The 25,883-nt window shown below is 72.4% G+C and carries 29 protein-coding genes; 12 read left to right on the plus strand and 17 right to left on the minus strand.

Translation table 11 applies throughout. From position 1 onward, the window contains the following. The first annotated feature begins 204 nt into the window (after nt 1-204). A complete protein-coding gene (locus AC07FK_RS02780; RefSeq protein ID WP_479101881.1) occupies nt 205-1,044 on the plus strand; it encodes an alpha/beta fold hydrolase in 840 nt (279 codons plus the stop codon). A 71-nt stretch (nt 1,045-1,115) separates the two neighbouring features. Here AC07FK_RS02780 and AC07FK_RS02785 read toward each other — a convergent pair whose 3' ends face one another. Further along, nucleotides 1,116-2,033, minus strand: coding sequence for an NYN domain-containing protein (locus AC07FK_RS02785; RefSeq protein ID WP_453407861.1), 918 nt, complete (start codon nt 2,031-2,033; stop codon nt 1,116-1,118). A 202-nt stretch (nt 2,034-2,235) separates the two neighbouring features. Between AC07FK_RS02785 and AC07FK_RS02790 the strand changes: the two genes are divergently transcribed. Beyond that, on the plus strand, nt 2,236-2,388 hold the full coding sequence (locus tag AC07FK_RS02790; protein ID WP_479101883.1) for a hypothetical protein: 153 nt from the start codon (nt 2,236-2,238) through the stop codon (nt 2,386-2,388). Nucleotides 2,389-2,464: 76 nt separating this feature from the next. Here AC07FK_RS02790 and AC07FK_RS02795 read toward each other — a convergent pair whose 3' ends face one another. The 4 genes from AC07FK_RS02795 to AC07FK_RS02810 all read right to left on the minus strand — a co-directional run bounded on the left by AC07FK_RS02795 (nt 2,465) and on the right by AC07FK_RS02810 (nt 5,449). Beyond that, entirely contained in the window at nt 2,465-3,070 is a 606-nt protein-coding gene (locus tag AC07FK_RS02795) for a MarC family protein (RefSeq protein WP_479101885.1), read from the minus strand. A 62-nt stretch (nt 3,071-3,132) separates the two neighbouring features. Beyond that, complete coding sequence (locus tag AC07FK_RS02800; protein WP_479101887.1) at nt 3,133-3,999, minus strand: PHP domain-containing protein; 867 nt, start codon at nt 3,997-3,999, stop codon at nt 3,133-3,135. 96 nt (nt 4,000-4,095) lie between these two features. Further along, complete coding sequence (locus AC07FK_RS02805; protein WP_479101889.1) at nt 4,096-4,734, minus strand: DUF6758 family protein; 639 nt, start codon at nt 4,732-4,734, stop codon at nt 4,096-4,098. 130 nt (nt 4,735-4,864) lie between these two features. Then, on the minus strand, nt 4,865-5,449 hold the full coding sequence (locus tag AC07FK_RS02810; RefSeq protein ID WP_479101891.1) for a suppressor of fused domain protein: 585 nt from the start codon (nt 5,447-5,449) through the stop codon (nt 4,865-4,867). Between the two features lie 461 nt (nt 5,450-5,910). On the opposite strand from AC07FK_RS02810, the gene AC07FK_RS02815 reads away from it, so the two are divergent. Continuing rightward, entirely contained in the window at nt 5,911-7,026 is a 1,116-nt protein-coding gene (locus tag AC07FK_RS02815; RefSeq protein ID WP_479101893.1) for a magnesium and cobalt transport protein CorA, read from the plus strand. Here the strand turns inward: AC07FK_RS02815 and AC07FK_RS02820 are convergent. Next, nucleotides 7,004-7,939 carry a DMT family transporter gene (locus AC07FK_RS02820; RefSeq protein WP_479101895.1) on the minus strand — a complete coding sequence of 312 codons (936 nt, stop codon included), beginning with the start codon at nt 7,937-7,939 and terminating at the stop codon, nt 7,004-7,006. The two genes, AC07FK_RS02815 and AC07FK_RS02820, sit on opposite strands and share 23 nt — an antisense overlap. A gap of 131 nt (nt 7,940-8,070) precedes the next feature. Between AC07FK_RS02820 and AC07FK_RS02825 the strand changes: the two genes are divergently transcribed. Then, a complete protein-coding gene (locus tag AC07FK_RS02825; protein WP_479101896.1) occupies nt 8,071-8,580 on the plus strand; it encodes a hypothetical protein in 510 nt (169 codons plus the stop codon). On the opposite strand, the gene AC07FK_RS02830 is transcribed toward AC07FK_RS02825, so the two are convergent. Then, complete coding sequence (locus AC07FK_RS02830; RefSeq protein ID WP_479101898.1) at nt 8,577-9,350, minus strand: hypothetical protein; 774 nt, start codon at nt 9,348-9,350, stop codon at nt 8,577-8,579. The two genes, AC07FK_RS02825 and AC07FK_RS02830, sit on opposite strands and share 4 nt — an antisense overlap. A 175-nt stretch (nt 9,351-9,525) precedes the next feature. Here AC07FK_RS02830 and AC07FK_RS02835 point away from each other — a divergent pair, with 175 nt between their 5' ends. From AC07FK_RS02835 to AC07FK_RS02845, 3 genes are read left to right on the plus strand one after another with little or no spacing between them, the layout of a single operon-like run. Beyond that, nucleotides 9,526-10,830, plus strand: a complete 1,305-nt coding sequence (locus AC07FK_RS02835; RefSeq protein WP_479101900.1) for a magnesium transporter MgtE N-terminal domain-containing protein — start codon at nt 9,526-9,528, stop codon at nt 10,828-10,830. Then, entirely contained in the window at nt 10,820-11,407 is a 588-nt protein-coding gene (locus AC07FK_RS02840; protein WP_479101902.1) for a DUF1003 domain-containing protein, read from the plus strand. Before AC07FK_RS02835 ends, AC07FK_RS02840 begins: the two co-directional genes overlap by 11 nt. 43 nt (nt 11,408-11,450) lie before the next feature. Next, complete coding sequence (locus AC07FK_RS02845; RefSeq protein ID WP_069930473.1) at nt 11,451-12,584, plus strand: Mrp/NBP35 family ATP-binding protein; 1,134 nt, start codon at nt 11,451-11,453, stop codon at nt 12,582-12,584. Between the two features lie 84 nt (nt 12,585-12,668). Here the strand turns inward: AC07FK_RS02845 and AC07FK_RS02850 are convergent, their stop codons facing one another. The 5 genes from AC07FK_RS02850 to sigE all read right to left on the minus strand — a co-directional run bounded on the left by AC07FK_RS02850 (nt 12,669) and on the right by sigE (nt 17,913). Beyond that, on the minus strand, nt 12,669-13,349 hold the full coding sequence (locus tag AC07FK_RS02850) for a hypothetical protein (RefSeq protein WP_479101904.1): 681 nt from the start codon (nt 13,347-13,349) through the stop codon (nt 12,669-12,671). Nucleotides 13,350-13,468: 119 nt separating this feature from the next. Then, nucleotides 13,469-13,948, minus strand: coding sequence for a sec-independent translocase (locus tag AC07FK_RS02855; protein WP_479101906.1), 480 nt, complete (start codon nt 13,946-13,948; stop codon nt 13,469-13,471). Between the two features lie 225 nt (nt 13,949-14,173). Further along, nucleotides 14,174-16,093 carry a S1C family serine protease gene (locus AC07FK_RS02860; protein ID WP_479101908.1) on the minus strand — a complete coding sequence of 640 codons (1,920 nt, stop codon included), beginning with the start codon at nt 16,091-16,093 and terminating at the stop codon, nt 14,174-14,176. 93 nt (nt 16,094-16,186) lie between these two features. Then, entirely contained in the window at nt 16,187-17,137 is a 951-nt protein-coding gene (locus AC07FK_RS02865; RefSeq protein WP_479101910.1) for an anti-sigma factor family protein, read from the minus strand. After that, entirely contained in the window at nt 17,134-17,913 is a 780-nt protein-coding gene (gene sigE / locus AC07FK_RS02870) for an RNA polymerase sigma factor SigE (protein ID WP_479101912.1), read from the minus strand. The genes AC07FK_RS02865 and sigE overlap by 4 nt, the downstream gene beginning before the upstream one ends. Before the next feature lie 140 nt (nt 17,914-18,053). Here sigE and AC07FK_RS02875 point away from each other — a divergent pair, with 140 nt between their 5' ends. Further along, nucleotides 18,054-18,719, plus strand: coding sequence for an O-methyltransferase (locus AC07FK_RS02875; protein WP_479101914.1), 666 nt, complete (start codon nt 18,054-18,056; stop codon nt 18,717-18,719). 103 nt (nt 18,720-18,822) lie between these two features. On the opposite strand, the gene AC07FK_RS02880 is transcribed toward AC07FK_RS02875, so the two are convergent. Next, nucleotides 18,823-18,990 (minus strand): DUF3117 domain-containing protein, encoded by a 168-nt coding sequence (locus tag AC07FK_RS02880; protein WP_003966491.1) that lies wholly within the window; start codon nt 18,988-18,990, stop codon nt 18,823-18,825. A gap of 314 nt (nt 18,991-19,304) precedes the next feature. On the opposite strand from AC07FK_RS02880, the gene chcB reads away from it, so the two are divergent. Continuing rightward, nucleotides 19,305-20,105: a 2-cyclohexenylcarbonyl CoA isomerase gene (chcB, locus tag AC07FK_RS02885; protein ID WP_479101916.1), complete on the plus strand. Its 801-nt coding sequence runs from the start codon at nt 19,305-19,307 to the stop codon at nt 20,103-20,105. A 6-nt stretch (nt 20,106-20,111) separates the two neighbouring features. Here chcB and AC07FK_RS02890 read toward each other — a convergent pair whose 3' ends face one another. Next, nucleotides 20,112-20,699 carry a DNA-3-methyladenine glycosylase I gene (locus AC07FK_RS02890; RefSeq protein WP_479101918.1) on the minus strand — a complete coding sequence of 196 codons (588 nt, stop codon included), beginning with the start codon at nt 20,697-20,699 and terminating at the stop codon, nt 20,112-20,114. Beyond that, nucleotides 20,696-21,073 (minus strand): hypothetical protein, encoded by a 378-nt coding sequence (locus AC07FK_RS02895; RefSeq protein ID WP_479101920.1) that lies wholly within the window; start codon nt 21,071-21,073, stop codon nt 20,696-20,698. Before AC07FK_RS02895 ends, AC07FK_RS02890 begins: the two co-directional genes overlap by 4 nt. 106 nt (nt 21,074-21,179) lie before the next feature. Here AC07FK_RS02895 and folP point away from each other — a divergent pair, with 106 nt between their 5' ends. Next, nucleotides 21,180-22,040, plus strand: coding sequence for a dihydropteroate synthase (gene folP / locus AC07FK_RS02900; protein ID WP_479101922.1), 861 nt, complete (start codon nt 21,180-21,182; stop codon nt 22,038-22,040). A gap of 73 nt (nt 22,041-22,113) precedes the next feature. On the opposite strand, the gene AC07FK_RS02905 is transcribed toward folP, so the two are convergent. Beyond that, nucleotides 22,114-22,863 carry an LOG family protein gene (locus AC07FK_RS02905; RefSeq protein WP_479101924.1) on the minus strand — a complete coding sequence of 250 codons (750 nt, stop codon included), beginning with the start codon at nt 22,861-22,863 and terminating at the stop codon, nt 22,114-22,116. A gap of 69 nt (nt 22,864-22,932) precedes the next feature. Beyond that, complete coding sequence (gene dapE / locus AC07FK_RS02910) at nt 22,933-24,012, minus strand: succinyl-diaminopimelate desuccinylase (RefSeq protein ID WP_479101926.1); 1,080 nt, start codon at nt 24,010-24,012, stop codon at nt 22,933-22,935. 85 nt (nt 24,013-24,097) lie between these two features. Here dapE and AC07FK_RS02915 point away from each other — a divergent pair, with 85 nt between their 5' ends. Beyond that, the gene (locus tag AC07FK_RS02915) at nt 24,098-25,084 is read left to right on the plus strand and encodes a VldE C-terminal domain-containing protein (RefSeq protein WP_479101928.1); all 987 of its coding nucleotides are present in this window, start codon (nt 24,098-24,100) and stop codon (nt 25,082-25,084) included. A 291-nt stretch (nt 25,085-25,375) separates the two neighbouring features. Further along, nucleotides 25,376-25,822 (plus strand): ATP-binding protein, encoded by a 447-nt coding sequence (locus AC07FK_RS02920; RefSeq protein ID WP_479101930.1) that lies wholly within the window; start codon nt 25,376-25,378, stop codon nt 25,820-25,822. Nucleotides 25,823-25,883 lie beyond the last annotated feature (61 nt).

Consider the following 25,883-nt stretch of genomic DNA (forward strand, 5'->3'; position numbering starts at 1 on the left):
GGACGGCCGAGGCCGTCACCGAGGCGCCCGCGACCGCCGAGACCGAGGCCGCACCGGCCAAGGCCCCGCGCCGCCGCACCCGCGCCGCAGCCGCCGCCCAGCCGGAGAGCTGAGCGAGCTGAACACGGCAGGCTGAACCAGCCGGTCACGATGGCCCGGTCCCCGTTCGCGGGGGCCGGGCCATCGGCGCGTTAGCCTCGTCGCATGAGCAGGCCGCCCACGTTCACCCCGCCCCCCGGCACCCGCGCACTGCCCCTGCGCACGTCGCGCGGCGTATTCGCCGCGCTCGAGGCGGAGCCCCCGCACGCCGGCCACAGAGGCACCGCGCTGCTGCTGCCCGGGTACACCGGCAGCAAGGAGGACTTCATCGCGATGCTGGTGCCCCTCGCGGAAGCGGGGTACCGGGTCGTCGCGGTCGACGGGCGCGGCCAGTACGAGTCCGACGGTCCGCCCGATCAAACGGCTTACGCGCAAGCGGAGTTGAGCCACGACGTGCTCGCCCAGGCACAGGCCGCCGGTACGCCCGTACATCTCGTCGGGCACTCGCTCGGCGGCCAGATCGCCCGCGCCGCCGTGCTGCTCGACGCCTCGCCGTTCGCGTCCCTGACGCTCGTGTCGTCGGGGCCCGCCGAGGTTTCCGAGGCCCAGCAGCGGAAGATCGCGATGCTGACGCAGGTGCTCGGCGCCATGACGATGGTTCAGGTCTGGGAGGCCATGCAGGCGCTCGATCCGCCGGAGGACGCCGACCTCGACAGCTCGGCGCTGCGCGCCCGCTGGCTGCGGCACAACCCCGCCCAGCTCGTCGCCACCGGCCGGCAGTTGACGGGTGAGCCGGACCGCGTGGCCGCACTCGCCGCCGTGGGACTGCCGGTGCACGTGGTGTCGGGTGTTACGGACGACACCTGGCCGGTGCCGCTGATCGACGAGATGGCCGAGCGGCTGGGCGCGTACCGGACGGTGATCGAGGGCGCCCAGCACTCACCCAACACCGACCGGCCGGAGGAGACCGCGAAGGCGCTGGCGGGGTTCTGGGACGCCCTGTAGAGCCGGGCGCGGCTGTACGCCCTGGAGAGCCGGGGGCGCGCCGCGCCCCGCCCCGTTCCCCCGTGCGTGCGTCAGTACTGCGCCTGCAGGTGCTGCCAGAAGCCGTCCCGCAGCGCCCGCCGCAGGTCCGCGTGGCCGCGCAGGGAGCGCTGGAGCAGCCGCTCCGCCTCGACCAGGAGCTCCTGGTCCACCGATCCCGGCAGGTACGGGTGGCCCGGCAGCAGGTCCGCGAGCGATTCCCGGCCGCGCGCCCCGAGCCAGGCCGCCGCGATCTGCGCGCCGATGAACCGGACGTCCTCGCGGCTGGGCCGCGGGGCGCCCTCGTTCTCGTACGTGGTGACCGGGCGACGTGTGACGTACGGCTTGCAGAAGTCGAGGTCGAACGTGCGCTGGCTGTCGACCTCCCACAGGAGCGGTTCGGCCTGGTTGCGTCCCTCCCCCGCCTCGATGCCCCACAGGTGGACGCGGGCGCCGTAGCCCTGGGCCGCCTCGACCGCCGAGACCAGGTCCTCGTCGCCGCCCACCAGGGCGGCGTCGCTGATCGCGCGGTGCCGCGCCAGCGACTCCAGGTCCGTGCGGATCAGGGAGTCGACGCCCTTCTGCTGGTTGTTGGCGTTGAGGTTGCCCAGGCGGACCTTGACGTCGGGCAGCTCGGCGATCGACTGCTGCTCGGTGGTGTGGATGCGCCGCCTGGCTCCGTCGTACCAGTACACGCGCAGCAGCCGGCTGTCCGCGAAGATCGTGCGGGCCTTGTCGATGAACGCCTCGATGATCCCTTCCGCGTCGAGGTCGAAGGACCTGCGGTCCTCGGTCCCCGTCACGAGCAGCCCGGCCGCCGCGTAGACGTATCCGGCGTCGACGAAGATCGCGTGGGTGGAAGGGGTCTTCGCCACCTCGACCAGCATGCGCTGGAGCAGCTCGTTGGTGCGCTCCAGGCGGGCGGTGACCCTGGCGAGTTCGGTGGAGCCCGAAGGCTGTGCGTCGTCCATACGGCTCTCATTGTCCGTGGCCCGGGCGGGGGCGGCCAACCGGTCCGCCTACCGGTCGGTAATTAGCAAGCCGAAAATTTTCTTTAGCGTAGGGAATGACTGCGGTGGGCACACCGTTGTAACCACCAGAGAACGCGGGGCGCCTAGCCTCGCGTTCCCACCCACAGTTCTCCAGCAGGAGGATCAGACGAAGGGAGAAGCCTTGCGCTTCGAGATCATGCGCCTGGACGACGCCGACGGCACCGCCGTCGACAGCACCGTCGTGGACGCCGCCTCCGTCAACCGGATCGTGCAGCAGGCCGCCTCTGTCGGCCAGCGCATCTACATCCGCCCGGCCGAGACATCGGCTTCATAACACTCTGTAGTGGTTTGTTCTGAGGTGAAGCGCCCCCGTGCACCGTGCACGGGGGCGCTCGTGCGTCCGGAGCGCGTCAGCTCCCCCGGATCACCTGCGTGACGCCGTTGATGATCTGCTGCACCGCGATCGCGGACAGCATCATGCCCGCGAGGCGCGTCACCAGCACCACGCCGCCGTCCTTGATCACGCGGATGATCAGCAGCGAATAGCGCATGGTCAGCCACAGGACCACGTGCATCACGACGATCGCCGCCCAGACCGAGACCTGGCTCTTGACGCTCCCCGCGTGCTGGACGGCCAGGATGACGGAGACGATCGCGCCGGGGCCCGCGAGCAGCGGCATGCCCAGCGGCACAAGGGCGACGTTGACGTCCTTGGTCTGCGTCGGCTCGTCGGTCTTGCCGGTGAGGAGGTCGAGCGCGATCAGGAGCAGCAGCAGGCCACCCGCGATCATCAGCGCGGGCACGGACACGTGCAGGTAGTCGAGGATCTGCTGGCCGAGTACGCCGAAGACGGCGATCACGCCGAAGGCGACGGCGACGGCCTGCCAGGCCATCCGGCGCTGCACCTTGACGGGCCGGCCCGAGGTGAGGGCGAGGAAGATCGGAGTGATCCCCGGGGGGTCCATAATCACAAAAAGGGTGAGAAAGAGGGATCCGAAGACAGCGAAGTCGAGCACAGTGAGGCCTTGCGAGAAGAGGGTCTTACGAGGATGTGGGGGAACGCGACCGGAAAGCGCGGTTACGGGCGAACGCGTCCGCCCGCGCCCGGCACGGGGAACGCGCCGGTCGCGCGCCGCGTGATCTCGCCGTAGATCTCGGGGTCGGTGGTGAACTCCCCGAGCCGTACGGTCTTGCGGCTGCCGTGGTAGTCGCTGGACCCGGTGACCAGCAGCCCGAGGCCGGCGGCGAGTGCGCGCAGGCGCGCGCGGGCCGGCTCGTCGTGGTCCATGTGGTCGACCTCGATCCCGTCGAGGCCCGCGGCGGCGAGCGCCGCTATCGCGCTCTCGGGAACGACGTCGCCGCGCTTGGCCGCGCCGGGGTGCGCGAAGACGGTGACCCCGCCGGCCGCCTTGACGAGGCGGATCGCGTCGAAGGGGTCGAGTTCGTGCTTCTCGACGTACGCGCGGCCGCCGTTGGCCAGCCACTCGGGGGTGAAGGCATCGGAGACGCTCTCCACGACGCCGAGCTCCATGAGCGCGGACGCGATGTGCGGGCGGCCGACCGATCCGTCACCGGCGATACGGGCCACCTGGGCCCACTCGACCGGGACGCCGAGTTCCCGGAGCTTGCCGACCATGGCCCGGGCGCGGGGCACCCGGTCGTCCCGTACCAGCTCGCGCTCGCGCGCCAGCTCGGGCTCGTCGGGGTCGAAGAGGTAGGCCAGCATGTGCAGCCCGATGCCGTCGAGACGGCAGGAGAGCTCCGCGCCGGTGACGAGCGTCAGCCCCTCGGGGAGCGCGGCGATAGCCTCGGCGTGACCGCGCGTGGAGTCGTGGTCGGTGAGCGCCACGACGTCGAGTCCGGCCGCCGCCGCGTTGCGCACCAGCTCGGCGGGGGTGTCCGTGCCGTCCGACGCCGTGGAGTGGGTGTGCAGGTCGATGCGCACGACGCTTGACTCCGGGGCTCGGCGGGACGGGGGACCGGTCAAGGATAGCCGGGAATCGAACATCCCCGGCCGCCCGCGGTCCCCGGCGCTCCGGCGTCAGGACAGCAGGCGCGGCGACAGCGCCCCGCACGGCACGAGCTCCACCTCGGCGCCCGCGTCGCGCAGGTCGGCCAGTATCAGCTCGTCGTACATCAGCAGCCCGGACTGCTCCGGCCAGACGACGGCCCACAGCCACAGCCCGCACGCCTCGCCCGCGAAGACGGCGCGGTCGTCGGGTACGCCGGACAGGTGCCACAGCGGCGTGGGCCGGCCGGCCGCCATCAGCTTGACCTGCGGTGGTTTGTCCATGCTCAGGTACGCCCCGGGATCGGGCCCCTCCACGCCGGCATAGCGCGCGCCGAGACCGACGCCGAGCTCCTCCGCGATCAGCAGCATCTCGCCGAGGCCGCCGAGCGGTCCGGGCCCCGAGCAGGCGACCACGGTGGCCCGCGAGCCGCTGCGGTCGTCACCCGCGCAGGTCACCCCCGTGAACAGCCAGCCCACCGGGAGCGGCCAGGGCATCCACACGGGGACCTTGGCGCGCTTCACGGCCACGGTGAGCGCCTCGACGCTCGGCGGCACCACGGGCTGCAGCGGGTGCACCGTTCCGTGCACGTCGCACTGCCAGGAGTCGGCAAAGAGACCGGGCGCCCTGACCCGGCCACCGCACTTCGGGCAACTGGGTTCGCCCCTCATAGGGCCCAACGGTCCTCCCCGGCCGTCCCCGCGTCAAGGACGATCACCCGTCCGGAGCGTGCCCTTCCCGGACAGAACCAGATGCCCTGCGCACTGATCAAAGTTTTCACATGGTCGGGAACGACCCTTTTCAGTCGAGCGGCACGGACGCGCGCAGGGGGTCGCGCAGGTCCGTGCCGTGCGACAGCCAGCGCTCCTGGAGTTCCTGCGCGCCCTTGACCCGCTTCCACGCCGCCTCGTTCGGCGTCATCGGCAGCAGGGGCAGGAAGTGCACGGGGTCCATCGGGGCGTCCAGCTCCAGGTCCTCGACAAGACCGCCGGGCTCCGCCACCAGTACGGAGCTGAAGGGCGCCCCGGGCCACAGCGGCTCCCCGAGGTCCAGCGAGGCCCCGGGAGCCACGATCACGCCCTCGACCTGCGGGGACGCTGCGAGGACCGCGAGCGGGCGCAGCACCTTGTCGGTGTCGGCGAGCCCGGCCCGTACCGACAGGACCAGCTCGGCGCGCGGACCCTTCACGGGGTCGGCCAGGACGGCGGTGGGGTCGGCCATCGGCTGGGCCGACATGCCCAGGGTGGCGTAACGGACGACGTCCCCGTCGACGAAGCGCAGCACCTCCATGCGGTCCGTACCGAGGAACGTGACGGCGGCGCGCGCGTCCGGTTCGCCCAGCGCAGTGCGCAAACGGGCTTCTACCAGCGCAAGAACATCTCCCATGCGGCGAGCATAAGTCGCGTGGGCGCGGGGCATGGGAGGGGCTTGACACAACAGTGGGCTGATAGTCTTGGCCGCTGGTCAGGGCAGCACGCAGAAGCGCGGCTTTCGAGCCCCGACATCACGTCATCCCCCACGGGGGACCGGCCGGAGGAGGTGGGGCTGCGGTGGATCGAAGTCGTCCCGGCAGTACCAACCGCTCTTCCGCACCGCCAGTGTTCCCCGGGGCCTGAGCCCCTTCGTACCCGGTCGCCAACCGGTGAAACCCATGGGGCTCACGGCATTTCGCACGACGGAAGAGCACTTCGTTTTTGCCTGATCCGTGTCTGAGCGAACGCCGTCACCGCGTCCTTGCGGTGCCGCCCGCTTTGCCGACGTACGGCTGCCCCGACGCCGTGGCCCGCACGTCTCCATTCCGGGCAGTGCCATGCCTCGCAGACGGCTTCTCCGTGAAGGAGCCCGCCATGTCGATGATCCGTGACCTGCGCGCAGCGGTCCGTCCGTCCCTGCGCAAGAGCAGCACCGTGTACAGCGGTTACGACACCACCCGCGACCCGTCCGCGAGCAGCGCCGTCGTGGACTGCGCCGTCTACCGTGACGGCCGCCGGGTGAAGGACACCGAACACCTCACCCCGCACGAGGCGATGACCCGCGTCCGGGAGGGCGGCGGCTTCGCCTGGATCGGTCTGCACGAGCCGACCGAGGCCGAATTCGCCGGTATCGCGGCCGAGTTCGGGCTGCACCCGCTGGCCGTGGAGGACGCCGTACACGCCCACCAGCGACCCAAGCTGGAGCGGTACGACGACACCCTCTTCACCGTCTTCAAGACGATCCACTACGTCGAGCACACCGAACTCACCGCGACCAGCGAGGTGGTGGAGACCGGTGAGGTGATGTGCTTCACCGGCAAGGACTTCGTCATCACCGTGCGGCACGGCGGCAAGGGGTCGCTCCGCGCGCTGCGCCACCGGCTCCAGGACGATCCGGAGCTGCTCGCCAAGGGGCCGTCGGCGGTCCTGCACTCGATCGCCGACCATGTCGTCGACGGGTACATCGCGGTGGCGGGCGCCGTGCAGGACGACATCGACGAGGTCGAGATCGATGTCTTCTCCGCGCCGGCCAAAGGCAGTCCGCGCGGTTCGGACGCGGGCCGGATCTACCAGCTCAAGCGGGAGGTCCTGGAGTTCAAGCGGGCCGTCGCGCCGCTGCTGCGGCCGATGCAGCAGCTCAGCGAGCGGCCGATGCGGCTCATCGACCCGGACATCCAGAAGTACTTCCGTGACGTCGCCGACCACCTCGCGCGGGTGCACGAGGAGGTCGTCGGCTTCGACGAACTGCTGAACTCGATCCTGCAGGCCAACCTCGCGCAGGCGACCGTCGCCCAGAACGAGGACATGCGCAAGATCACGTCCTGGGCGGCGATCGTGGCCGTGCCGACGATGATCTGCGGCGTGTACGGCATGAACTTCGACCACATGCCGGAGCTGCACTGGCGGTACGGCTATCCGCTGGTGCTCGGCAGCATCGTCGTCGTCTGCGTCAGCATCCACCGCACGCTCAAGCGGAACGGCTGGCTCTGACCACGAGCGCGAGGCCGGCCAGGATCACCAGCAGGGCGGGGTAGGCGGCCGCCGGCGGCTGCTGCCCCAGCCACAGGGCGGCGATCAGCGCGGCGCCCGGAGTCTCCAGCAGGATCGCCGTGGAGGTGACCGAGGGGCCCAGGGTGCTCACGACACGGTTGAGCAGGGAGTGGCCGAGGAGTTGGGCGGCGGCGGTGAGCGCGGCCAGCTGGAGCCAGGTGGTGGCGTCGTAGCCGCCGAGCTCGGCGCCCGACACCAGGCACGTGGCCAGCAGGATCAGCGCGGTCGTCGAGTAGCAGACGTACGTGTACACGGTGGTGCTCACCGTCCGGCGCACCTCGGCCCCGAGCAGGACGTACCCGGCCGCCGCGACGCCGCCGCCGAGCGCGAGGGCGTCGCCCGCGAGCGCGCGCGGGGACAGCGTCATGTCGACGCCGGTCAGGATGACGACGCCGACGACGGCGAGCACCGTGCCGGCCCACACCATGCGGGGCGGCCGGTGACCGCGCATCCGCAGCAGGATCGTCGTCCAGATCGGCGTGGTGGTGCACAGCGCGGTGGAGGACGCCACGGAGGTCATCCGCAGGCTGGGCAGCCAGAGCCCGAAGTGCAGGGCGAGCAGGCCGCCGGCGGCGACGGCGAGCAGCAGCGGCCTGCGGCCGATGCGGCGCAGCTCGGCGCGGTGCTTGAGCAGCACCACCGGGCTCAGCACGCCGACCGCCATGGCGTTGCGCCAGAACGCGATGGCGAGCGCGGGGGCGGCCGTCGCCGCGATGAGCGGCGCGGAGAACGACACGGCGGCGACGGCGACGCCGAGCAGCACGAGGTCGACGCGGGGCGCGGCGTGGAGTCCGGTGGACGGACCGGTGGGCGCGGTGGCGATGCCGTCGGGGCGGCGGACTGTTGCGGGCACGGGCTCACGGTAAGGGGCGTCGGGGGAATACGGAACTGTCATTTTCACGGCGGCCGTTCCCCTGGGGCCGCGGGCCCGGGAAGGGGCGGGCGGCGGACGGGCGCCACCGGGCAGCGCCTAGGCTTGCGCGCATGACGCAGACCTTGCTCGACCAGGCCCTCGTCGAGGAGGCCACCAAGAAGTCCGGCCTCATCTGGGTACGAGGCACCGGCCCCGCCCGCTCCCTGTGGCACGTCTGGCACGACGGCGCCGCCTACGTCGTGGGGGACGGCCCGGGCGAGCAGCCGTTCCCCGGACTGGCCGACGGCGCGAGTGCCGAAGTCACCGTACGCAGCAAGGACAAGGGCGGGCGGCTCGTCACCTGGACGGCCGCCGTCACCGAGCACCCGGCCGGCTCCGAGCCCTGGGAGGCGGCGGTCGCCGAACTCAAGGGCAAGCGCCTGAACGCGCCCGACGCCGAGCAGATGACCGAGCGCTGGGCCCGGGAGTGCCGCGTACTGCGCCTGGAGCCGCAGAGCGCGACCACCGACCTGCCCGACGGTTCGCTGGCCGCCACACCGCTGCCGACCGGCGCGACGACGCGGCTGCCCGTGCCGGCGGCGCTTCCCCGCCTCCTGATGAAGCGGAAGAAGAAGGGCTAGGACGCGTCGGACGTCTTGGGCAGCTGGCCGCCGTAGTCGACCGTCTCGCCCTTGCCCGGCGCCTCCAGCGCGAACTCCTCGTCCCAGTCGGCCAGCCGCACCACGCCCGCCCCGCCGGCCCGCTCCAGCCGCAGCGGGTACGGCGTGCCGAGCAGCGACACCGCGAGAGTCCCGCCGGCGCCCTTGCCGCCCGTGACCTCGATCGTACGGACGCCGCCGACCTTCGGCCGGTCGCCCTTGCCGAGCTTGCCGTGCAGTCCGAGGAGGCCGTCGAGCAGGACGTCCTTGTCCGTGAAGCCGCGCAGCTGGTCGTAGACGGGGTCGTCGTCGGGGACCTTGACGTACTTGTCCTCCAGCTTGCCGGCGGCCGCGCCGTCGGACTTGTCCGGCTCGGAGGACTGCTCGCCGTGGTCCCAGAAGTCCGCGCCGGCCTTCATGAACAGCTCGTCGTCGATGCGCAGCAGCTCGAAGGTGCTGCCCTTCGAGGTCACGGAGCCGGTGCCGCCGTCCTCCTTGAGCCGCATGTCCAGCTTGTACGAGCGCCCCTTGCTCACGACGGTCCCCGACAGCCGCACCGACTCCGCCTCGCGCGCCGCCTTGCGCGCCTTGGTCTCGATGGCCGGCGCCGAGAGTCTCCCCACCCCGTTGGTCCCCTTGTCGGGGTCCACCGGCTCCTCGCCGCAGGCGGTGAGGGCCGCGGTCAGCCCGGCGCACACGACGCCGATCAGGGCGGCCCTGCGGGCTCGGGCGGCCGGGGGAAATGCAGTCACAAGCGCACTGCCTCTCATGCGGGTGTCCGGGGTGGCAGCAGGCAGCGTACCTGTGCGGTGTACGCCGTCCGGCAGAGAGCCGTCCGGACGCCCCGTTGGAGCGGCACCGACCGGCACGGGCTAGCCTGAACCCGATACCGGCCCCTGTTCTGTCCAGTGAGGGAGGCGCACTCTGATGGCATCGGGCGCCCCCCGGGTCTTCGTCTCGCATCTCGCGGGCATCGCCGTCTTCGACCCGAACGGCGACCAGGTCGGCCGGGTCCGCGACCTGGTCGCGATGCTGCGCGTCGGCAGCAGGCCGCCGCGCCTGCTCGGCATGGTCGTCGAGGTGGTCAGCCGGCGACGGATCTTCCTCCCCATGACCCGGGTGACGGGCGTCGAGTCCGGACAGGTCATCACGACGGGCGTCGTCAACATGCGGCGCTTCGAACAGCGCCCGACCGAACGTCTGGTCCTCGGCGAACTGCTCGACCGGCGCGTGCGCCTGGTGGAGAGCGGCGAGGAGGTCACCGTCCTCGACGTGTCGATCGCCCAGCTGCCCGCCCGCCGCGACTGGGAGATCGACAAGGTCTTCGTGCGCAAGGGCAAGGGCGGCGCGCTGCGGCGCCGCGGCGAGACGCTGACCGTCGAGTGGTCCGCCGTCACCGGCTTCTCGCTGGAGGAGCACGGGCAGGGCGCGGAGAGCCTCCTGGCCACCTTCGAGCAGCTGCGCCCCGCCGACCTGGCCAACGCCCTGCACCACCTGACGCCCAAGCGCCGCGCCGAGGTGGCGGCGGCGCTCGACGACGACCGGCTCGCCGACGTGCTGGAGGAGCTGCCCGACGACGACCAGGTGGAGATCCTCGGCAAGCTGAAGGAGGAGCGGGCGGCCGACGTGCTGGAGGCGATGGACCCGGACGACGCCGCCGACCTGCTGTCCGAGCTGCCCGAGGAGGACAAGGAGCGGCTGCTGACGCTGATGCGGCCCGACGACGCGGCCGACGTACGGCGGCTGCTCGCGTACGAGGAGCGCACGGCCGGCGGTCTGATGACGACCGAGCCGATCGTGCTGCGGCCCGACGCGACCGTCGCGGACGCCCTCGCGCGCGTACGGCAGCAGGACCTCTCCCCCGCGCTGGCGGCGCAGGTGTACGTCTGCCGGCCGCCGGACGAGACGCCGACGGGCAAGTACCTCGGGACGGTGCACTTCCAGCGGATGCTGCGCGAGCCGCCGGGGACGCTGGTCGGCTCGGTCGTGGAGTCCGACCTGCCGCCGCTGTCGCCGGGCACGCCGCTGCCCGCGGTCACGAGCTACCTCGCGGCGTACAACATGGTCGCCGCCCCCGTCGTGGACGAGAGCGGCTCGCTGCTCGGCGCGGTCACGGTCGACGACGTACTGGACCACCTGCTGCCGGACGACTGGCGCGAGACGGAGTTCCACGACCCGCCGCCGACGCCGGGGGCCGTGCGGGACGGGGAGGCGGCCGTCCGTGGGTACTGACAGGGGCGCCGAGCCGAGGGAGCGCGGCCGGGGCGCGACGGGCGCCAGCGCGCTGCCGCGCGGGTCGCGGGTGCGCCTCGATCAGCCGAGGCCGGCGCGCAAGCGGCTGCTGCCGGAGTACGACCCGGAGGCGTTCGGCCGCTTCTCGGAGCGGATCGCGCGGTTCCTGGGCACCGGGCGCTTCCTGGTCTGGATGACCCTGACCATCGCCCTGTGGGTGGTGTGGAACATCTTCGCGCCGCCCGCCCTGCGCTGGGACGAGTACCCGTTCATCTTCCTGACGCTGATGCTGTCGCTCCAGGCGTCGTACGCGGCCCCGCTGATCCTCCTCGCGCAGAACCGGCAGGACGACCGCGACCGGGTCACCCACGAGCAGGACCGCAAGCAGAACGAGCGGTCCATCGCGGACACCGAGTACCTCACACGGGAGATCGCGGCGCTGCGGATGGGGCTCGGCGAGGTCGCCACCCGTGACTGGATCCGCTCCGAATTCCTCGACCTCGTGAAGGAGCTGGAGGAGCGGCGCTCCCTATTCCCGCCCGAGGCCGCTTCCGAGAGTGACGAATCCGACCGCTGACAGGGCTTTCCCGGTGCGGCGGTACGCGCCGTACCATCACGGTATGGCTATGGAAGACGCGGTGCGTGAAGCACTGGCGACGGTGAACGACCCCGAGATCCACAAACCGATCACTGAACTCGGCATGGTCAAATCGGTTGAGATCGGGGCAGACGGCGCGGTTGCCGTCACGGTCTATCTCACCGTCTCCGGCTGCCCGATGCGCGAGACGATCACCACCAACGTGCGCGAGGCGGTCGAGCGCGTCGAGGGTGTGACAAGCGTCTCCGTCGAGCTCGACGTGATGAGCGACGAGCAGCGCAAGGAACTCGCGGGCGCGCTGCGCGGCGGCACCGCCGAGCGCGAGGTGCCCTTCGCCCAGCCCGGCTCGCTGACGCGGGTGTACGCGGTGGCGTCCGGCAAGGGCGGCGTCGGCAAGTCCTCGGTGACGGTCAACCTGGCCGCGGCGATGGCCGCCGACGGGCTGAAGGTCGGCGTCGTCGACGCGGACATCTACGGCCACAGCGTGCCGCGCATGCTGGGCGTGGACGGCAGGCCCACCCAGGTCGAGAACATGATCATGCCGCCGTCGGCGCACGGCGTGAAGGTCATCTCCATCGGGATGTTCACCCCCGGCAACGCGCCCGTCGTGTGGCGCGGCCCGATGCTGCACCGGGCCCTCCAGCAGTTCCTCGCGGACGTGTACTGGGGCGACCTGGACGTCCTGCTGCTCGACCTGCCGCCGGGCACCGGCGACATCGCGATCTCCGTGGCGCAGCTCGTGCCGAACGCCGAGATCCTCGTGGTGACGACGCCCCAGCAGGCCGCGGCCGAGGTCGCGGAGCGGGCCGGCTCCATCGCCGTGCAGACCCACCAGAAGATCGTCGGCGTCGTCGAGAACATGTCGGGCCTGCCGTGCCCGCACTGCGACGAGATGGTCGACGTCTTCGGCACCGGCGGCGGCCAGAAGGTCGCCGAGGGGCTCACGAAGACGACCGGCGCGAACGTGCCGGTGCTGGGCTCGATCCCCATCGACGTACGGCTGCGCGAGGGCGGCGACGAGGGCAAGCCCGTCGTGCTGACCGACCCGGACTCGCCGGCCGGTGCGGCGCTGCGCACGATCGCGGGCAAGCTGGGCGGCCGCGCGCGCGGCCTGTCGGGCATGTCGCTGGGCATCACCCCGCGCAACAAGTTCTGACGCGTTCCGCCCCCGGACACCCCGAAGGGGGCGCCGCTCCTGACGAGCGGCGCCCCCTTCGGCATGCGGTCGCACGACAGGCGGTCAGCCCTGGTCGTACGCCGAGATGTCCTTGATCACCGAGAAGCCCAGGCCGTACGCGCTCATTCCGCGCCCGTACGCGCCGAGGATCACGCCGCCCTCGCCGGCTCCTGCCAGCACCCAGCCGTACTCCGACTCGCGGTAGTGGAAGGACGCCGGAACGCCGTCCACCGGCAGCGACAGGGTCGACCAGGCCGGGCCCGACAGGTCGTCGGCCAGCTCGAACGCCGTCTCGGTCTGCTGGTCGAGCCAGTCGTCGCGCAGCGAGTGGTCGAGCTGCGCGGGCCAGGTGGACGTGAGCAGGCCCGAACCGGCCAGCCAGGCGGCGGAGGAGACCGACGTGGCCTCCAGGACGCCCGTACCGTCACCGCTGCGCCGCACGGGGCTGCTGGCGACGGTGACGACCACCGCGAAGCGCTCCTTCTCCTGGGCGTCGTCGGGGGTGGGCCGTATCGTCGGCTCGTCGCCGTGCCCCGTGGAACCGTGCTGCACCGTGCCGTCCGCCGCCGTGCCGACCTGCATCAGCCAGCGGGCGCCGCTGAACGCGTCGTCCAGTCCGTACCAGGGGAAGGGCGCGCGCAGATAGCCGTCGACCGTGCGCCGGGCTGCTGGCACCCCCTCCGCTGTGGATGTGCTGGGCGCGAGGGATGCTCCCTGCGCTCCGACCCGACTCGTGGTCTCCATCTGTCCGGCCGCCTCCTTTGTCCGTGGCGTCCGGACACGGCCCGCCCCCCTCGGGCGTCCTCACATCCGGACAGATGGAGGATAGCCACCTTGGTGCGGCTCGTCGGGAAGGGCGGGGTTCAGGTGGCGTCGGCGTCGAACGGCGGACGCTCGCCCTGAGCGGGCGTTTCCCGCTTCTGGAGCAGGTCGGGGGTGCCGGTGGAGTCCTTCGACAGGTTCGCCTTGCCGGCCGAACCGTTCGAGCCGTTCGCCGCTCCGGCGGACGCGCCGCGCTCGCGCCCGTTCACGGCGTCCGCGACCTCCGCCATCTCGCTCTTGAGGTCGAAGCTGCTGCGGATCTCCTTGAGACCGAGGTCGTCGTTGTCCAGCAGCTGCTTGCGCACGAACGTCTTCGGGTTCAGGTCCTCGAAGTCGAAGTCCTTGAACTCCGGACCCAGCTCGGAGCGGATGTCCTGCTTGGCGCTCTCGGAGAACTCACGGAGCTTGCGGATCATCGCCGAGGCGTCCTGGATGAGCTTCGGCAGCTTCTCCGGCCCGAAGACGAGCACGGCGAGAACCACGAGCGTCACCAGCTCGAGTGCGCCTATGTCACTGAACACCTTGTTGCTCCTTGGGTTCTCCGCGCCCGCAGGTCGGGTGGGCCTCCCCCGGCCGCAGGCAGGGGACCGGTCCGGGCCCGGTCCACGGTACCCGCCCAGTCTGTCCGGACGGTACCTTCACGCCACACTCGTGCCCCTGCCCCCGGCGGCCGTGCCCGGGGACCCGGCCGCCGTCCGCTGTACCTCCGTCGCTGCGGCGGCCTCTCAGTGGCTGTCCGCGGTACCTCAGTCGCTGTCCGCCGTTCCGAGCGTCACCGAGACCGTCCGCTCCCGGCCCGAGCGGACCACGGTCAGCTCCAGCCGGTCGCCGGGGCGGTGGGCGCGGATCTTGACGATCAGCTCCTGGCCGTTGTGCACCTTCTGGCCGTTGACCTCGGTGATGACGTCGCGGGACCGGATGCCGGCTCGGGCGCCGGGCCCGTCGGGTGTCACCGCCGGGCCGTCGGCGCCCTTGGTGCCGACACGGGCGCCGTCGCCGGTGTACTTCATGTCGAGGGTGACGCCGATGACCGGGTGGGTCGCCTTGCCGGTGTTGATCAGCTCCTCGGCGACGCGCTTGCCCTGGTTGATGGGGATGGCGAAGCCCAGGCCGATGCTGCCGCCCTGGCTGCCTTCGAGGCCCGCGCTGTTGTCGGCCGCCCGTATGGCGCTGTTGATGCCGATGACGCGGGCGCGGGCGTCCACCAGGGGGCCGCCGGAGTTGCCCGGGTTTATCGGGGCGTCGGTCTGGAGCGCGTTGACGTAGCTGACGTCGCTGCCGTCGCCCTTCTCACCGCCCGCGGTGATGGGGCGCTCCTTGGCGCTGATGATGCCGGAGGTGACGGTGTTCTGGAGGTCGAACGGTGCGCCGATCGCCACCACCGGGTCACCGACCCGGACGTCGTCCGAGTTGCCCAGCGGCAGCGGCTTCAGCCCGTCGACCCCGAGGACCCGGACCACCGCGAGGTCGTAGCCGCTGTCCTTGCCGACGAGCTTCGCCTTCGCGGTCTGGCCGCCGCTGAAGGTGATGTTGATGGTGCCGTCGGCGCCGGCGGGCTCCACGACGTGGTCGTTGGTGAGGATGTGGCCCTTGGCGTCGAGGACGAACCCGGTGCCCGTGCCCTGCTCGCCGACTCCGCTGACGTGCAGGGTGACGACGCTGGGCAGGGCGCTGGCCGCGATGCCCGCGATGCTGTCGGGGGCGCGGCCCTTGCCGTTCTCCGGCGCGGCCTGGGGCAGTTCGACCCGGGTGATACCGCCGTTGCGTTCGGCGTACGACCCGACGCCGCCGCCGATGCCGCCTGCGACCAGGGCGATCAGCAGCGCCCCGACGAGCGTGCTGCCCCGGCGGCCCTTCTTCGGCCGGCCGCCGCCCGCCGGGTCACCGGGGTGGGTCAGCGGCTGCTGAGGAGCGCCCCAGGGGTCGTACTGGAGCCACTGGGAGGTGGTGGTCCGGTGGTGGCCGGGCTGCGCGTGGCCGGGCGGGTGCTGGGGCTGGTGGTGCGGCTGGTGCTCGTTCCCGGGTTGGTGCTGCTGCTGGTGCTGGTGTGACGGCGCCAGGGGCACACCGGCCCCATTGGTGGGCTGCCCACCGGCCGCTCCGGGCGGTACGAACGTGCCCTGCGGCGGGGTCGGCACCGGCCGCTGCACGGGCGGCGCGGGAGCCCAGGGGCCCGGGCCGCCATAAGGCGGGGTGGCGTACGGATCGGGCGCGTGCAGCGGCTGCGGACGCGTCTGCCGGGCAACGGACTCGCCGTCGACGGGCTGCGCCGGCGCCGCGGTGGACGCCGGCGCGGTGGTGTCCACCCTCGTAGTGGTGCTTGCCGACGTGGTGGTCGCTGCTGGCGTAGCGGCCCCCACCGGCCCGGTGGCGTCCCCCGGCGTAGAGCTGCCTGCCGACGTGGAAGCCGCCCCTGCCGACGCGGTGGTTTCCACCGGCTCGGTGGCGCTCACCGGCGCGACCGTTCCCACCGGCACGGTGGCGCTAGCCGCCGTCGTGGTGTCCGCCGGCTCCCGCTCGATGGCCTCGGCCGCTCCGCGCTGCGGCTCGGAAGACGGGGGCGGTGTGGCCTCGTCCTGCTCCGGGGCCCGCTCCGGTGCCTCGTGCACCGGAGCGGGACGGCTCCACCACTTCGCCTTCGGACCGGTGGGCGTGCCCTCGTTCATGCTCTCCCCGCAACCCCACGAGCACGCCCGCAGGGCTGTGCACGTTCGCTGTCCGTGCCCCCTGCGGGGCACCCTCCCGAGATTCAACCAGCCTCAGGGGGAAACGGGCAGCCCGGGAGCCGAGGGAGTGAGCGACTGCAGCGGCGACGGGGCGGCGCTCACCGACGGCCGGTGGCCGGGGTCGTACGCCAGCGACAGGGCGGAGCCCGACCGGCGCATCAGCGGCAACGGGGCCTCGGCCGTGAACGCCGGGGCCGGGAACGGCTGCGTCAGCGCGAGCCCTTGCGCGCCGCCCTGCCCGGCGCCCGCTGCGAAGAGCCTCGACGGCACGGTGTCGTTCGTGCCGGCGCCGGCGACGGCGCTCGCGGCGACCGGCGCGTTGCCCGTCGTCGTACGGCGTCGGGTGTTCTCCGTGGTGGCGCCGCTCGGGCCCGCCACGCGCAGCGGCGTGACGCTGTTGCCCGAGCCGCCCCGCGCGGTCGTCTCGCCCGCGGAACCGACGGGCACGGCGCCGCCGAGGGCGAACGCGGCGAGCGACACCGCGCTCGCGGCCGCGAAGGCGATCCGCCTCCCGCGCCCGCCCGACCGCTCCGCCTCCGCGCGGCCCACGTCATGGATCCGGAAACCGCGGCCGGGCGCGGCGCCGGGCAGCACGCCCGCGTGCCCGCCGGCCGGGGTGTAGCCGAAGTCGAAGTTGCTGCCGGACCGACCGGGTCTTCCTCCCGGAGTACCCGCGCCGAAGACTCCCTGCCCGAAGCCGCCGCGGCCGAACGGTCTCGCGTCGTCGCCGTCGTCGCCTCCGGGGCCGCCGCCGGGCAGCCCCTGGAGCCGGGCGAGCAGGCCCTCGGACGGCGGCGGCGGCGCGGCGGTGGAGAACACGTTCTTCAGGCGGCGCTGTGCGTCGGCCTCGGCCTTGCACTTGGCGCAGGTCGCCAGGTGGGACAGGACGCGCTCGCGGACGTCGTGGCTCAGCTCGCCGTCCACCAGGGCGGCCAGCCGGTCCCCGAGGTGCTGCTCGGCGTCGGTGGGTCGGGTGCCGCTCACTCGGCTCCGCCCTCTCCGCCCACCGCGGCCGCACCCGTGCCCACGCTCGCGAACGAGCGCTGCTCGGCACGTGCCGCGGGAGACCGGTGCTTGAGGGCCTTGCGCAGGTGCGAGCGGCCCCGGTGGATGCGGCTGCGTACGGTCCCGAGCTTGACGCCGAGCGTCGCGGCGATCTCCTCGTACGACAGGCCCTCGATGTCGCAGAGCACGACGGCGGCGCGGAACTCCGGCGCGAGGGTGTCCAGCGCCTGCTGCACGTCCGCGTCGAAGTGGGCGTCGTTGAAGACCTGCTGCGGGGACGGCTCACGGCTCGGCAGCCGCTCGGCCGCGTCGTCGCCGAGCGCGTCGAAGCGGATGCGCTGCTTGCGGCGGACCATGTCCAGGAACAGGTTCGTCGTGATGCGGTGCAGCCAGCCCTCGAAGGTGCCGGGGGTGTACGTCGACAGCGAACGGAAGACGCGGACGAAGACCTCCTGGGTGAGGTCCTCGGCGTCGTGCTGATTGCCGGTCAGGCGGTAGGCGAGTCGGTACACGCGACCGCTGTGCGTGCTGACGATCTCCTCCCAGGTGGGCGGAGTCCACGCCTGGGAGTCCGCATCGGAGGCGAAGGTCGCGGTCTGTGCGGAATGAGTGGAAGGCGCGCGGTCAGCAATGTCGGTCACGGATTTCGGCTCACCCGCCGACCTGAGAAGGCGCCGCAGCACTCCTCCCCGATCCACAGGCGCAGCCGCACCTCCCCTATCGGCTCTGGTGGTGTCCAGTGGAGCCCCTACCATAGCCACCTCGCCCGTTAGCTCCGGATAAGCGTCTTTACGTGAATTTGGAACCTGCATGCGGTCCTGATCCATGTCTCCCCCGCTCTCTTCAACGCCCGGTCCCATCTGCGGGTTCCCGACGCCAGCGGATACAGTCACGGTTGCGCCAACTACGGGGACAGGAGAGGGCCATTACCGCCAACCGGCAGACGAACTGGGCGTTCGCCGACGCCTATGTCGCCGAGGACGAAGCCCTGCACTGGGCGCGCGATCGGGCCCGGGAGGCAGGACTGCGCGCGGTGTCGCCCGGGACGGGGGCCGCGCTGCGGCTCCTCGCCGCCACCGCGGACGCCAAGGCGGTGGCCGAAATCGGAACGGGCACCGGCGTTTCGGGCATCTATCTGCTCAATGGGATGCGGCCCGACGGCGTACTGACCACCGTGGACCCGGAGCCGGAGTGGCAGCAGTTCGCCCGCGAGGCGTTCCGCGCGGCCGGCTACGCGGCGAACCGCTCGCGCTTCATCCCCGGGCCCGCGCTCGACGTCCTCCCCCGTCTCGCCGACGGCGGGTACGACCTGGTCTTCTGCGACGGCGACCGCCTCGAGTGCATGGACTATCTCGCTGAATCGTTGCGCCTGTTGCGGCCCGGCGGCATCGTCGTGTTCGAGGGCGTCTTCGCGGACGGCCGCACCGTCGACTCGGCGGCGCAGCCCGCCGAGGTGCTGCGCCTGCGGGAGCTGCTGCGTGCGGTGCGCGAGAGCCGCCGGCTCGTGCCCACGCTGCTCCCGGTGGGCGACGGTCTGCTCTGCGCGGTACGCCGCGGCTGAGCCGCCGCCGTCGCCCGGCCCCGCCCCGCCGGCCCCCGCACACAGCACTGCCCCGGCACGCTTGCGGCGTACCGGGGCAGTGAAAAGTTCGGGCGCTTCCGCGTCAGCCGACGACCTTTTTCAGAGCGTCGCCGAGCGCATCGGCCTCATCCGGAGTCAGCTCGACGACAAGTCGTCCGCCGCCTTCGAGCGGAACGCGCATGACGATGCCCCGCCCCTCCTTGGTCACCTCGAGCGGGCCGTCGCCCGTTCGCGGCTTCATGGCCGCCATGCTCGTTCCCCTTCCTGAAACCAGCTCATCGCAGCCGGCGGCCCCGAGTCGGGCAGCTGTGTCACCGGCATCGAACACATTGCTTCCAGGTCATTATCCCGCATCGCAGGACCCAATGACCAACATCGCTCGGCATCGCTTGCGCAACGCGCTCTCTCAAAACCACCCAATTCGGCGGTCCGCCTGCGATACTTCGCCGCCCACGGCCGCCCGGCGACCTCACATTGTTAGACGCAGGTCACATGTGCAGCCCCGGTGATCTCCGCCATGCTGATCAGGACATGCCCACCCGAGCCGCAAAAGGGGACACACCGATGGCCGACACCGTGCTCTACGAGGTGACCGACGGACTGGCGACGATCACCATCAATCGTCCCGACGCCATGAACGCCATGAACACCGAGGCCAAGGTCGCCCTGCGGGACGCGGTGCAGGCGGCCGCCGCCGACCCGGCGGTACGGGCGGTCCTGCTGACCGCGGCCGGCCGGGCCTTCTGCGTGGGCCAGGACCTCAAGGAGCACATCGCCTCGCTCGCCGCCGACCGCGAGAGCGGCTCCGGCCAGACCATGAGCACGGTGCGCGAGCACTACAACCCCATCGTGCGGGCCCTGACCGAGATGCCGAAGCCGGTCGTCGCCGGGGTCAACGGCGTCGCCGCGGGCGCGGGCGCGGGCTTCGCGTTCGCCGCCGACTACCGGGTCGTCGCCGACACCGCCGCCTTCAACACCTCGTTCGCGGGGGTCGCCCTGACCGCCGACTCCGGCGTCTCCTGGACGCTGCCGCGCCTCATCGGCCAGAGCCGCGCCAGTGACCTGCTGCTTTTCCCCCGCTCGATCTCCGCCCAGGAGGCCTACGACCTGGGCATCGCGAACAAGCTGGTGCCCGCGGCCGACCTGGCCGCCGAGGCCGCCGCCGTCGCGCGCGCCCTGGCCGACGGCCCCACGCTCGCGTACGCCGCGCTCAAGGAGTCGATGGCGTACGGCGCGGGCCACACCCTGAGCGAGACCCTGGAGAAGGAGGACGAACTCCAGGCGCGCGCGGGCGCGTCGGAGGACCACTCCATCGCGGTCCAGGCGTTCATCGCCAAGGAGAAGCCGCGCTACCTGGGGCGCTGAGGGCCGCTAGGCGTCCGCGCCGCGCGCCACGCACCGGGCGAGGTGGTCGTCGACCAGGCCGCACGCCTGCATCAGGGCGTACGCCGTCGTCGGGCCGATGAAACGTATGCCCCGCTTCTTGAGCGCCTTGGACAGGGCGACGGACTCCGGGGTGGTCGCGGGAACGTCCGAGATCGTCTGCGGGGCCGGGCGCGTCGTGGGGTCCGGGGCGTACGACCAGATCAGGGCATCCAGCTCGCCGGCCTGCCAGCCGGCGAGCGTCCTGGCGTTGGCGAGGGTCGCCTCGATCTTGGCGCGGTTGCGGATGATCCCCGGGTCGGCGAGCAGGCGCGCGGCGTCCTCGTCGGTGAAGGCGGCCACCGATGCGATCCGGAAGCCGGCGAAGGCGGCCCGGAAGCCCTCCCGGCGGCGCAGGATCGTCAGCCAGGAGAGCCCGGACTGGAACGCCTCCAGGCACAGCCGTTCGTACAGGGCGTCGTCGCCGTGGACCGGGCGGCCCCACTCCGCGTCGTGGTAGGCCACGTACTCCTCGGTGGACAGGCCCCACGGGCAGCGCAGGCGGCCGTCCGGGCCCGGCTCGGCTCCGCCGATCACGACCGTGCCCCCTCGTCCGGCGTGTCGCGCGGCGGCGCGTCCTTGAAGAGGTCCGCACCGCCGACGGCTCTGGCCTGGACGCCGGCCAGCGCGGCCTCCAGCTCCGCGATGCGGGCGTCGCGCTCGGCCAGCTCGGCGCCGAGACGGCCGAGTACGTCGTCGACCTCGCCCATCCGGTAACCGCGCGCGGCCAGCGGCAGCCGCAGCGCCTCCACATCGGCACGCCCCACCGGGCGTGTCGCGGGAAGCGGGTCCACCAGACGGTCGGGCGCGGCTTCCGGCAGCATGCCGCCGCTGTCGTCGCCGCCGCCGACCACGGCGAGCGTGACCGCGGCGACCACGACGACCATCGCCACCACCAAGAACAAGAACACGAGCGTCTCCCCGGGCCACGCGCGAAGCGGAAACTGTCCGGTCCCGATCGTGCCATGCGCCACTGACAGTTAAGGTCGCAGGCGACCGACGCGAGGAGGAAACACGGTGCTCAGGCTGGGACGGCGCGAGTTCGCAGCGCACGAGCCGGTGATCATGGCGATCGTGAACCGGACCCCTGATTCGTTCTACGACCAGGGTGCGACGTTCCGCGACGAGCCCGCGCTCGCCCGCGTCGAGCAGGCGGTGTCGGAGGGCGCGGCCATCATCGACATCGGCGGCGTGAAGGCCGGCCCGGGCGAAGAGGTGAGCGCGGACGAGGAGGCGCGGCGCACGGTCGGCTTCGTGGCCGAGGTGCGCCGGCGGCACCCGGACGTGGTGATCAGCGTCGACACGTGGCGGCACGAGGTGGGCGAGGCGGTCTGCGAGGCGGGGGCGGACCTGCTGAACGACGCGTGGGGCGGCGTCGACCCGCGGCTGGCCGAGGTGGCCGCCCGCTACGACGTGGGCCTGGTGTGCACGCACGCCGGCGGCGCGCAGCCGCGGACGCGCCCGCACCGGGTCACGTACGACGACGTGATGGCGGACATCCTCGACGTGACCGTCGGGCTGGCGGAGCGCGCGCGGGAGCTGGGCGTACGGCGCGACGCGATCCTGATCGACCCGGGGCACGACTTCGGGAAGAACACCCGGCACAGCCTCGAGGCGACGCGGCGGCTCGGGGAGATGGTCGAGACGGGATGGCCGGTGCTGGTCTCGCTCTCCAACAAGGACTTCGTGGGCGAGACGCTCGACCGGCCGGTGAAGGAACGCGTGGTCGGCACGCTGGCCACGACGGCGGTGTCGGCGTGGCTCGGGGCGCGGGTCTACCGGGTGCACGAGGTCGCCGAGACGCGGCAGGTGCTCGACATGGTGGCGTCCATCGCGGGGCACCGGCCCCCGGCGGTGGCCCGGCGCGGGCTGGCCTGAGGGGTACGCGGCAAGGCCGGTGGGGCGGGCAGGGGCGCCGCTGCGCGGGAGCGCCCGCGCAGCGGCTGCCCGCCTACCTCTCCGACTCCTTCGACACCAGGGCCACCGCCTCGTCCACGCTGTCCGTCACATGGAACAGCAGCAGGTCCTTCTCCGACGCCTTCCCCTGCGCGATCACCGTGTCGCGCAGCCAGTCGACCAGGCCGCCCCAGTAGGCCGAGCCGAAGAGCACGATCGGGAACCGCGTGACCTTGCGGGTCTGGACGAGCGTGAGGGCCTCGAAGAATTCGTCCAGCGTGCCGAGGCCCCCCGGCAGGACCACGAAGCCGTGCGCGTACTTCACGAACATGATCTTGCGCACGAAGAAGTAGCGGAAGTTGACGCCGATGTCGACGTGCGGGTTGATGCCCTGCTCGTAGGGCAGCTCGATCCCGAGGCCGACCGAGATGCCCCCGGCGTCCCGCGCGCCCTTGTTCGCCGCCTCCATCGCGCCGGGACCGCCGCCCGTGATCACCGCGAACCCGGCTTCGGCCAGCGCTCTGCCGATCTGCACCCCCGCCTCGTAGTCGGGCGTGCCGGCCGGTGTGCGCGCCGAGCCGAACACGCTGATGGCGGGCGGCAGTTCGGCGAGGGCGCCGAAGCCGTCCACCAATTCGGCCTGCATCCGCATGACCCGCCACGGGTCGGTGTGGACCCACCCGGTGTCACCGTCCGAGTCCAGCAGTCGCTGGTCGGTCGTGCCCGGCTGAATCTGATCGCCACGGCGCACCACCGGCCCCAGACGCTGCTCTCCCGGGACGCGCTCCTCTTCAGGAATCGCCATGCCGTACTCCCTCCGCTGCCGAACATTGTCCGGTCAGCGTAGGTCCACACACGTGACGAACAGTGAAATTCAGGCAGTCAGCCAGGCGCGAAGTCGCTCCTCGCAGTGCGTGATCCGCTCGACGGCCACGTGCTCGTCGCGCTTGTGCGCGAAGATCGCGTCGCCGGGGCCGTAGTTGACCGCGGGAACGCCGAGCGCGCTGAAGCGCGAGACGTCCGTCCAGCCGAACTTGGGCTGCGCGGTGCCGCCCACCGCCGCCATGAACGCCGCGGCGGCCGGGTGCGAGAGGCCGGGCAGCGCCGCACCGGAGTGATCGTCCACGACGAACTCGGCGATGTCGCAGTCCGCGAAGACCTCGCGCACGTGCGCGAGCGCCTCCTCCTCGGTGCGGTCGGGCGCGTAGCGGAAGTTGACCGTCACCGTGCACGCGTCGGGGATGACGTTGCCGGCGACGCCGCCCTCGACGGCGACGGCGTTCAGACCCTCGCGGTACTCCAGCCCGTCGATCACCGGCCGCCTCGGCTCGTACGCCGCCAGCCTGGCCAGGATCGGCGCGGCCGTGTGGATCGCGTTGGACCCCATCCAGCTGCGCGCCGAGTGCGCCCGCTCCCCCGCCGTGCGCAGCAGCACCCGCAGCGTGCCCTGGCAGCCGCCCTCGACCTGCCCGTCGGACGGTTCGAGGAGTACGGCGAAGTCGCCCTCCAGCCAGTCGGGGTGGGCGTCGGCGATGTGCCCGAGGCCGTTCAGGTGCGCGGCGACCTCCTCGTTGTCGTAGAAGACGAAGGTCAGGTCCCGGTTCGGTTCGGGAACGGTCGCGGCGATGCGCAGCTGGACGGCGACCCCGGACTTCATGTCGCTCGTGCCGCAGCCCCACAGGACGCCGTTCTCGTCCAGCCTGGACGGCACGTTGTCCGCGATCGGGACGGTGTCGATGTGCCCGGCCAGGACGACCCGCTCGGCGCGCCCCAGGCGCGTCCGCGCCACCACGTTGTTGCCGTGCCGGTCGACGGTGAGGTGCGGCAGGGCGCGGAGCGCCTCCTCGATGGCGTCGGCGAGGGCCTTCTCGTTGCCGCTGACCGACGGGAAGTCGACGAGCCGGGCGGTCAGGGCGGGCGCGTCCAGGAAGAGGTCAAGCGGAGTTTCAGCCATGGCCCCGAGCCTAACGGGAGCTGGCCGGAGGACGCCGGGTCGTCCCCCGGCGGGCGCCGAAACCGCCTCCAGTACCTTAGGCAGCGTGCCTGAGCCCACCTCTTCCGTCACTCGCGGCCGCATCCTGCGCATCGCGGCGGGCGTCGCCGTGCTGCTGGCGCTGGCCGGGTACCTGGTGGCGCAGTACGTGACCGGCGGTGCGGGCGCGCCGCGCTGCGCCGTGCGCTCCGCGGAGGGCGACGGGGCGACGTACGAGCTCAGTCCTGAGCAGGCCGTGAACGCCGCGACGATCTCCGCGGTGGGCACCTCGCGCGGGCTGCCGGAGCGGGCCGTGACGATCGCGCTCGCGACCGCGCTCCAGGAGTCGGCGCTGCGCAACATCACGTACGGCGACCGGGACTCGCTCGGCCTCTTCCAGCAGCGTCCCTCGCAGGGCTGGGGCACCCCGAAGCAGATCCTCGACCCCGGTTACTCGGCCGGGAAGTTCTACGAGCACCTGGAGAAGGTGCCCGGCTACTCGCGGCTGCCGCTGACGGTGGCCGCCCAGCGCGTGCAGCGCAGCGGTTTCCCGCAGGCGTACGCGAAGCACGAGCCGGACGCGGCGCTGCTGGCCGCCGCGCTCACCGGACGCACCCCCGCCTCCCTGACCTGCTCGGGTCCCCGCGACGCCCAGCCGGGCCGGCCCGCTGACGTGCGGGCCGCGCTGATACGGGACTTCGGGCCGGACGTACTGCCCAAGGCCGGGGCCGCCGGGTCCCCGGAGGCGGCCGGCGGTTCGGGCATCGCGGATATTCCGGGCGCGGCGGGAGCCGCCGCGAGGCTCGGCGGCGCCCCCGCCGCGGCGACCGTGACCGTGCCCGTGCCCGCGCGGGCCGCCGGAGTCCGCGGCGCCGCCGGGGACCGGCGCGGCTGGGAGCTGGCGCACTGGGCCGTCGCGCACGCCGCCGAGCTCCGCATCGAACAGGTCGCCTACGCCGGCCGTGTGTGGACCACCGGGGACCCCCGGCGGACCTGGCACTCCGAGGACGCCCGAAACGGGTCGTCAGAGGTCCGGATCACCACCGCGCAGTAGTGCGGACGATCACTCGAAAGCAGTAAGCGGGGGCTGCCCGCACGGGGTTGCGCACGCACCTGCGGGCCGTCACCCCATCCGTTCCCGGATTCCCCGGAGAACCAAGGGAAACCGCCGTGGGACGCCCGCTCTCAGGGCGGTCCGTTTGCCCGGGTTCATCCGGAGCCGATAATGCGACGCATTGCAAACTCTTTACCTTGGTGCACCGCAACCTCCCCCGCCCTCCGAGCGGTTGTCACGGCGTCTGATCGTCGGACAGACCGTCTCGACTCTTCCCGTCTAAGGAGCACCATGTCTCTCCCCCTGACCCGTCGGATCGCCCGCGCCGCACTGCTCATCGCGGCCGGCGCAGCCCCCGTGGTCGGTGCGGCCGGCTCCGCGAGCGCCGCTGACCTCCCCGCCGCCCCCAACCTGGGCGGCCTGACCGCCCTGGACGGCGCCGGTCTCGGCGACTCCGTCGACAGCGCGGCGCAGAAGGGCTCCCAGACTGCGGGCGACACCGGCAGCAAGGCCGTCAAGAAGGCCGTCCCGACCACCGGCAAGACCGTGGGCAAGGCGGGCAAGACCGCCACCCCGGCCGCGCAGAAGGCGGCCGGCGAGGTCGCCGGAAGCGCCGGCGAGGTCCTCGGCGACACCACCAAGACCGCGGGCGGCGGCCTGCCGGCCGCGGACGCGCTGCCCACCGGCGGCGGCCTGCCGACCGGCTCCCTGCCCAGCACGGGCCTGCCCCTCGGCTAGTCCGCGGGCGTACGCGAAGGGGCCCCGGGGAGCGACAACTCCCCGGGGCCCCTTCGCGTAC

Source organism: Streptomyces sp. NPDC046122, from assembly GCF_056429965.1.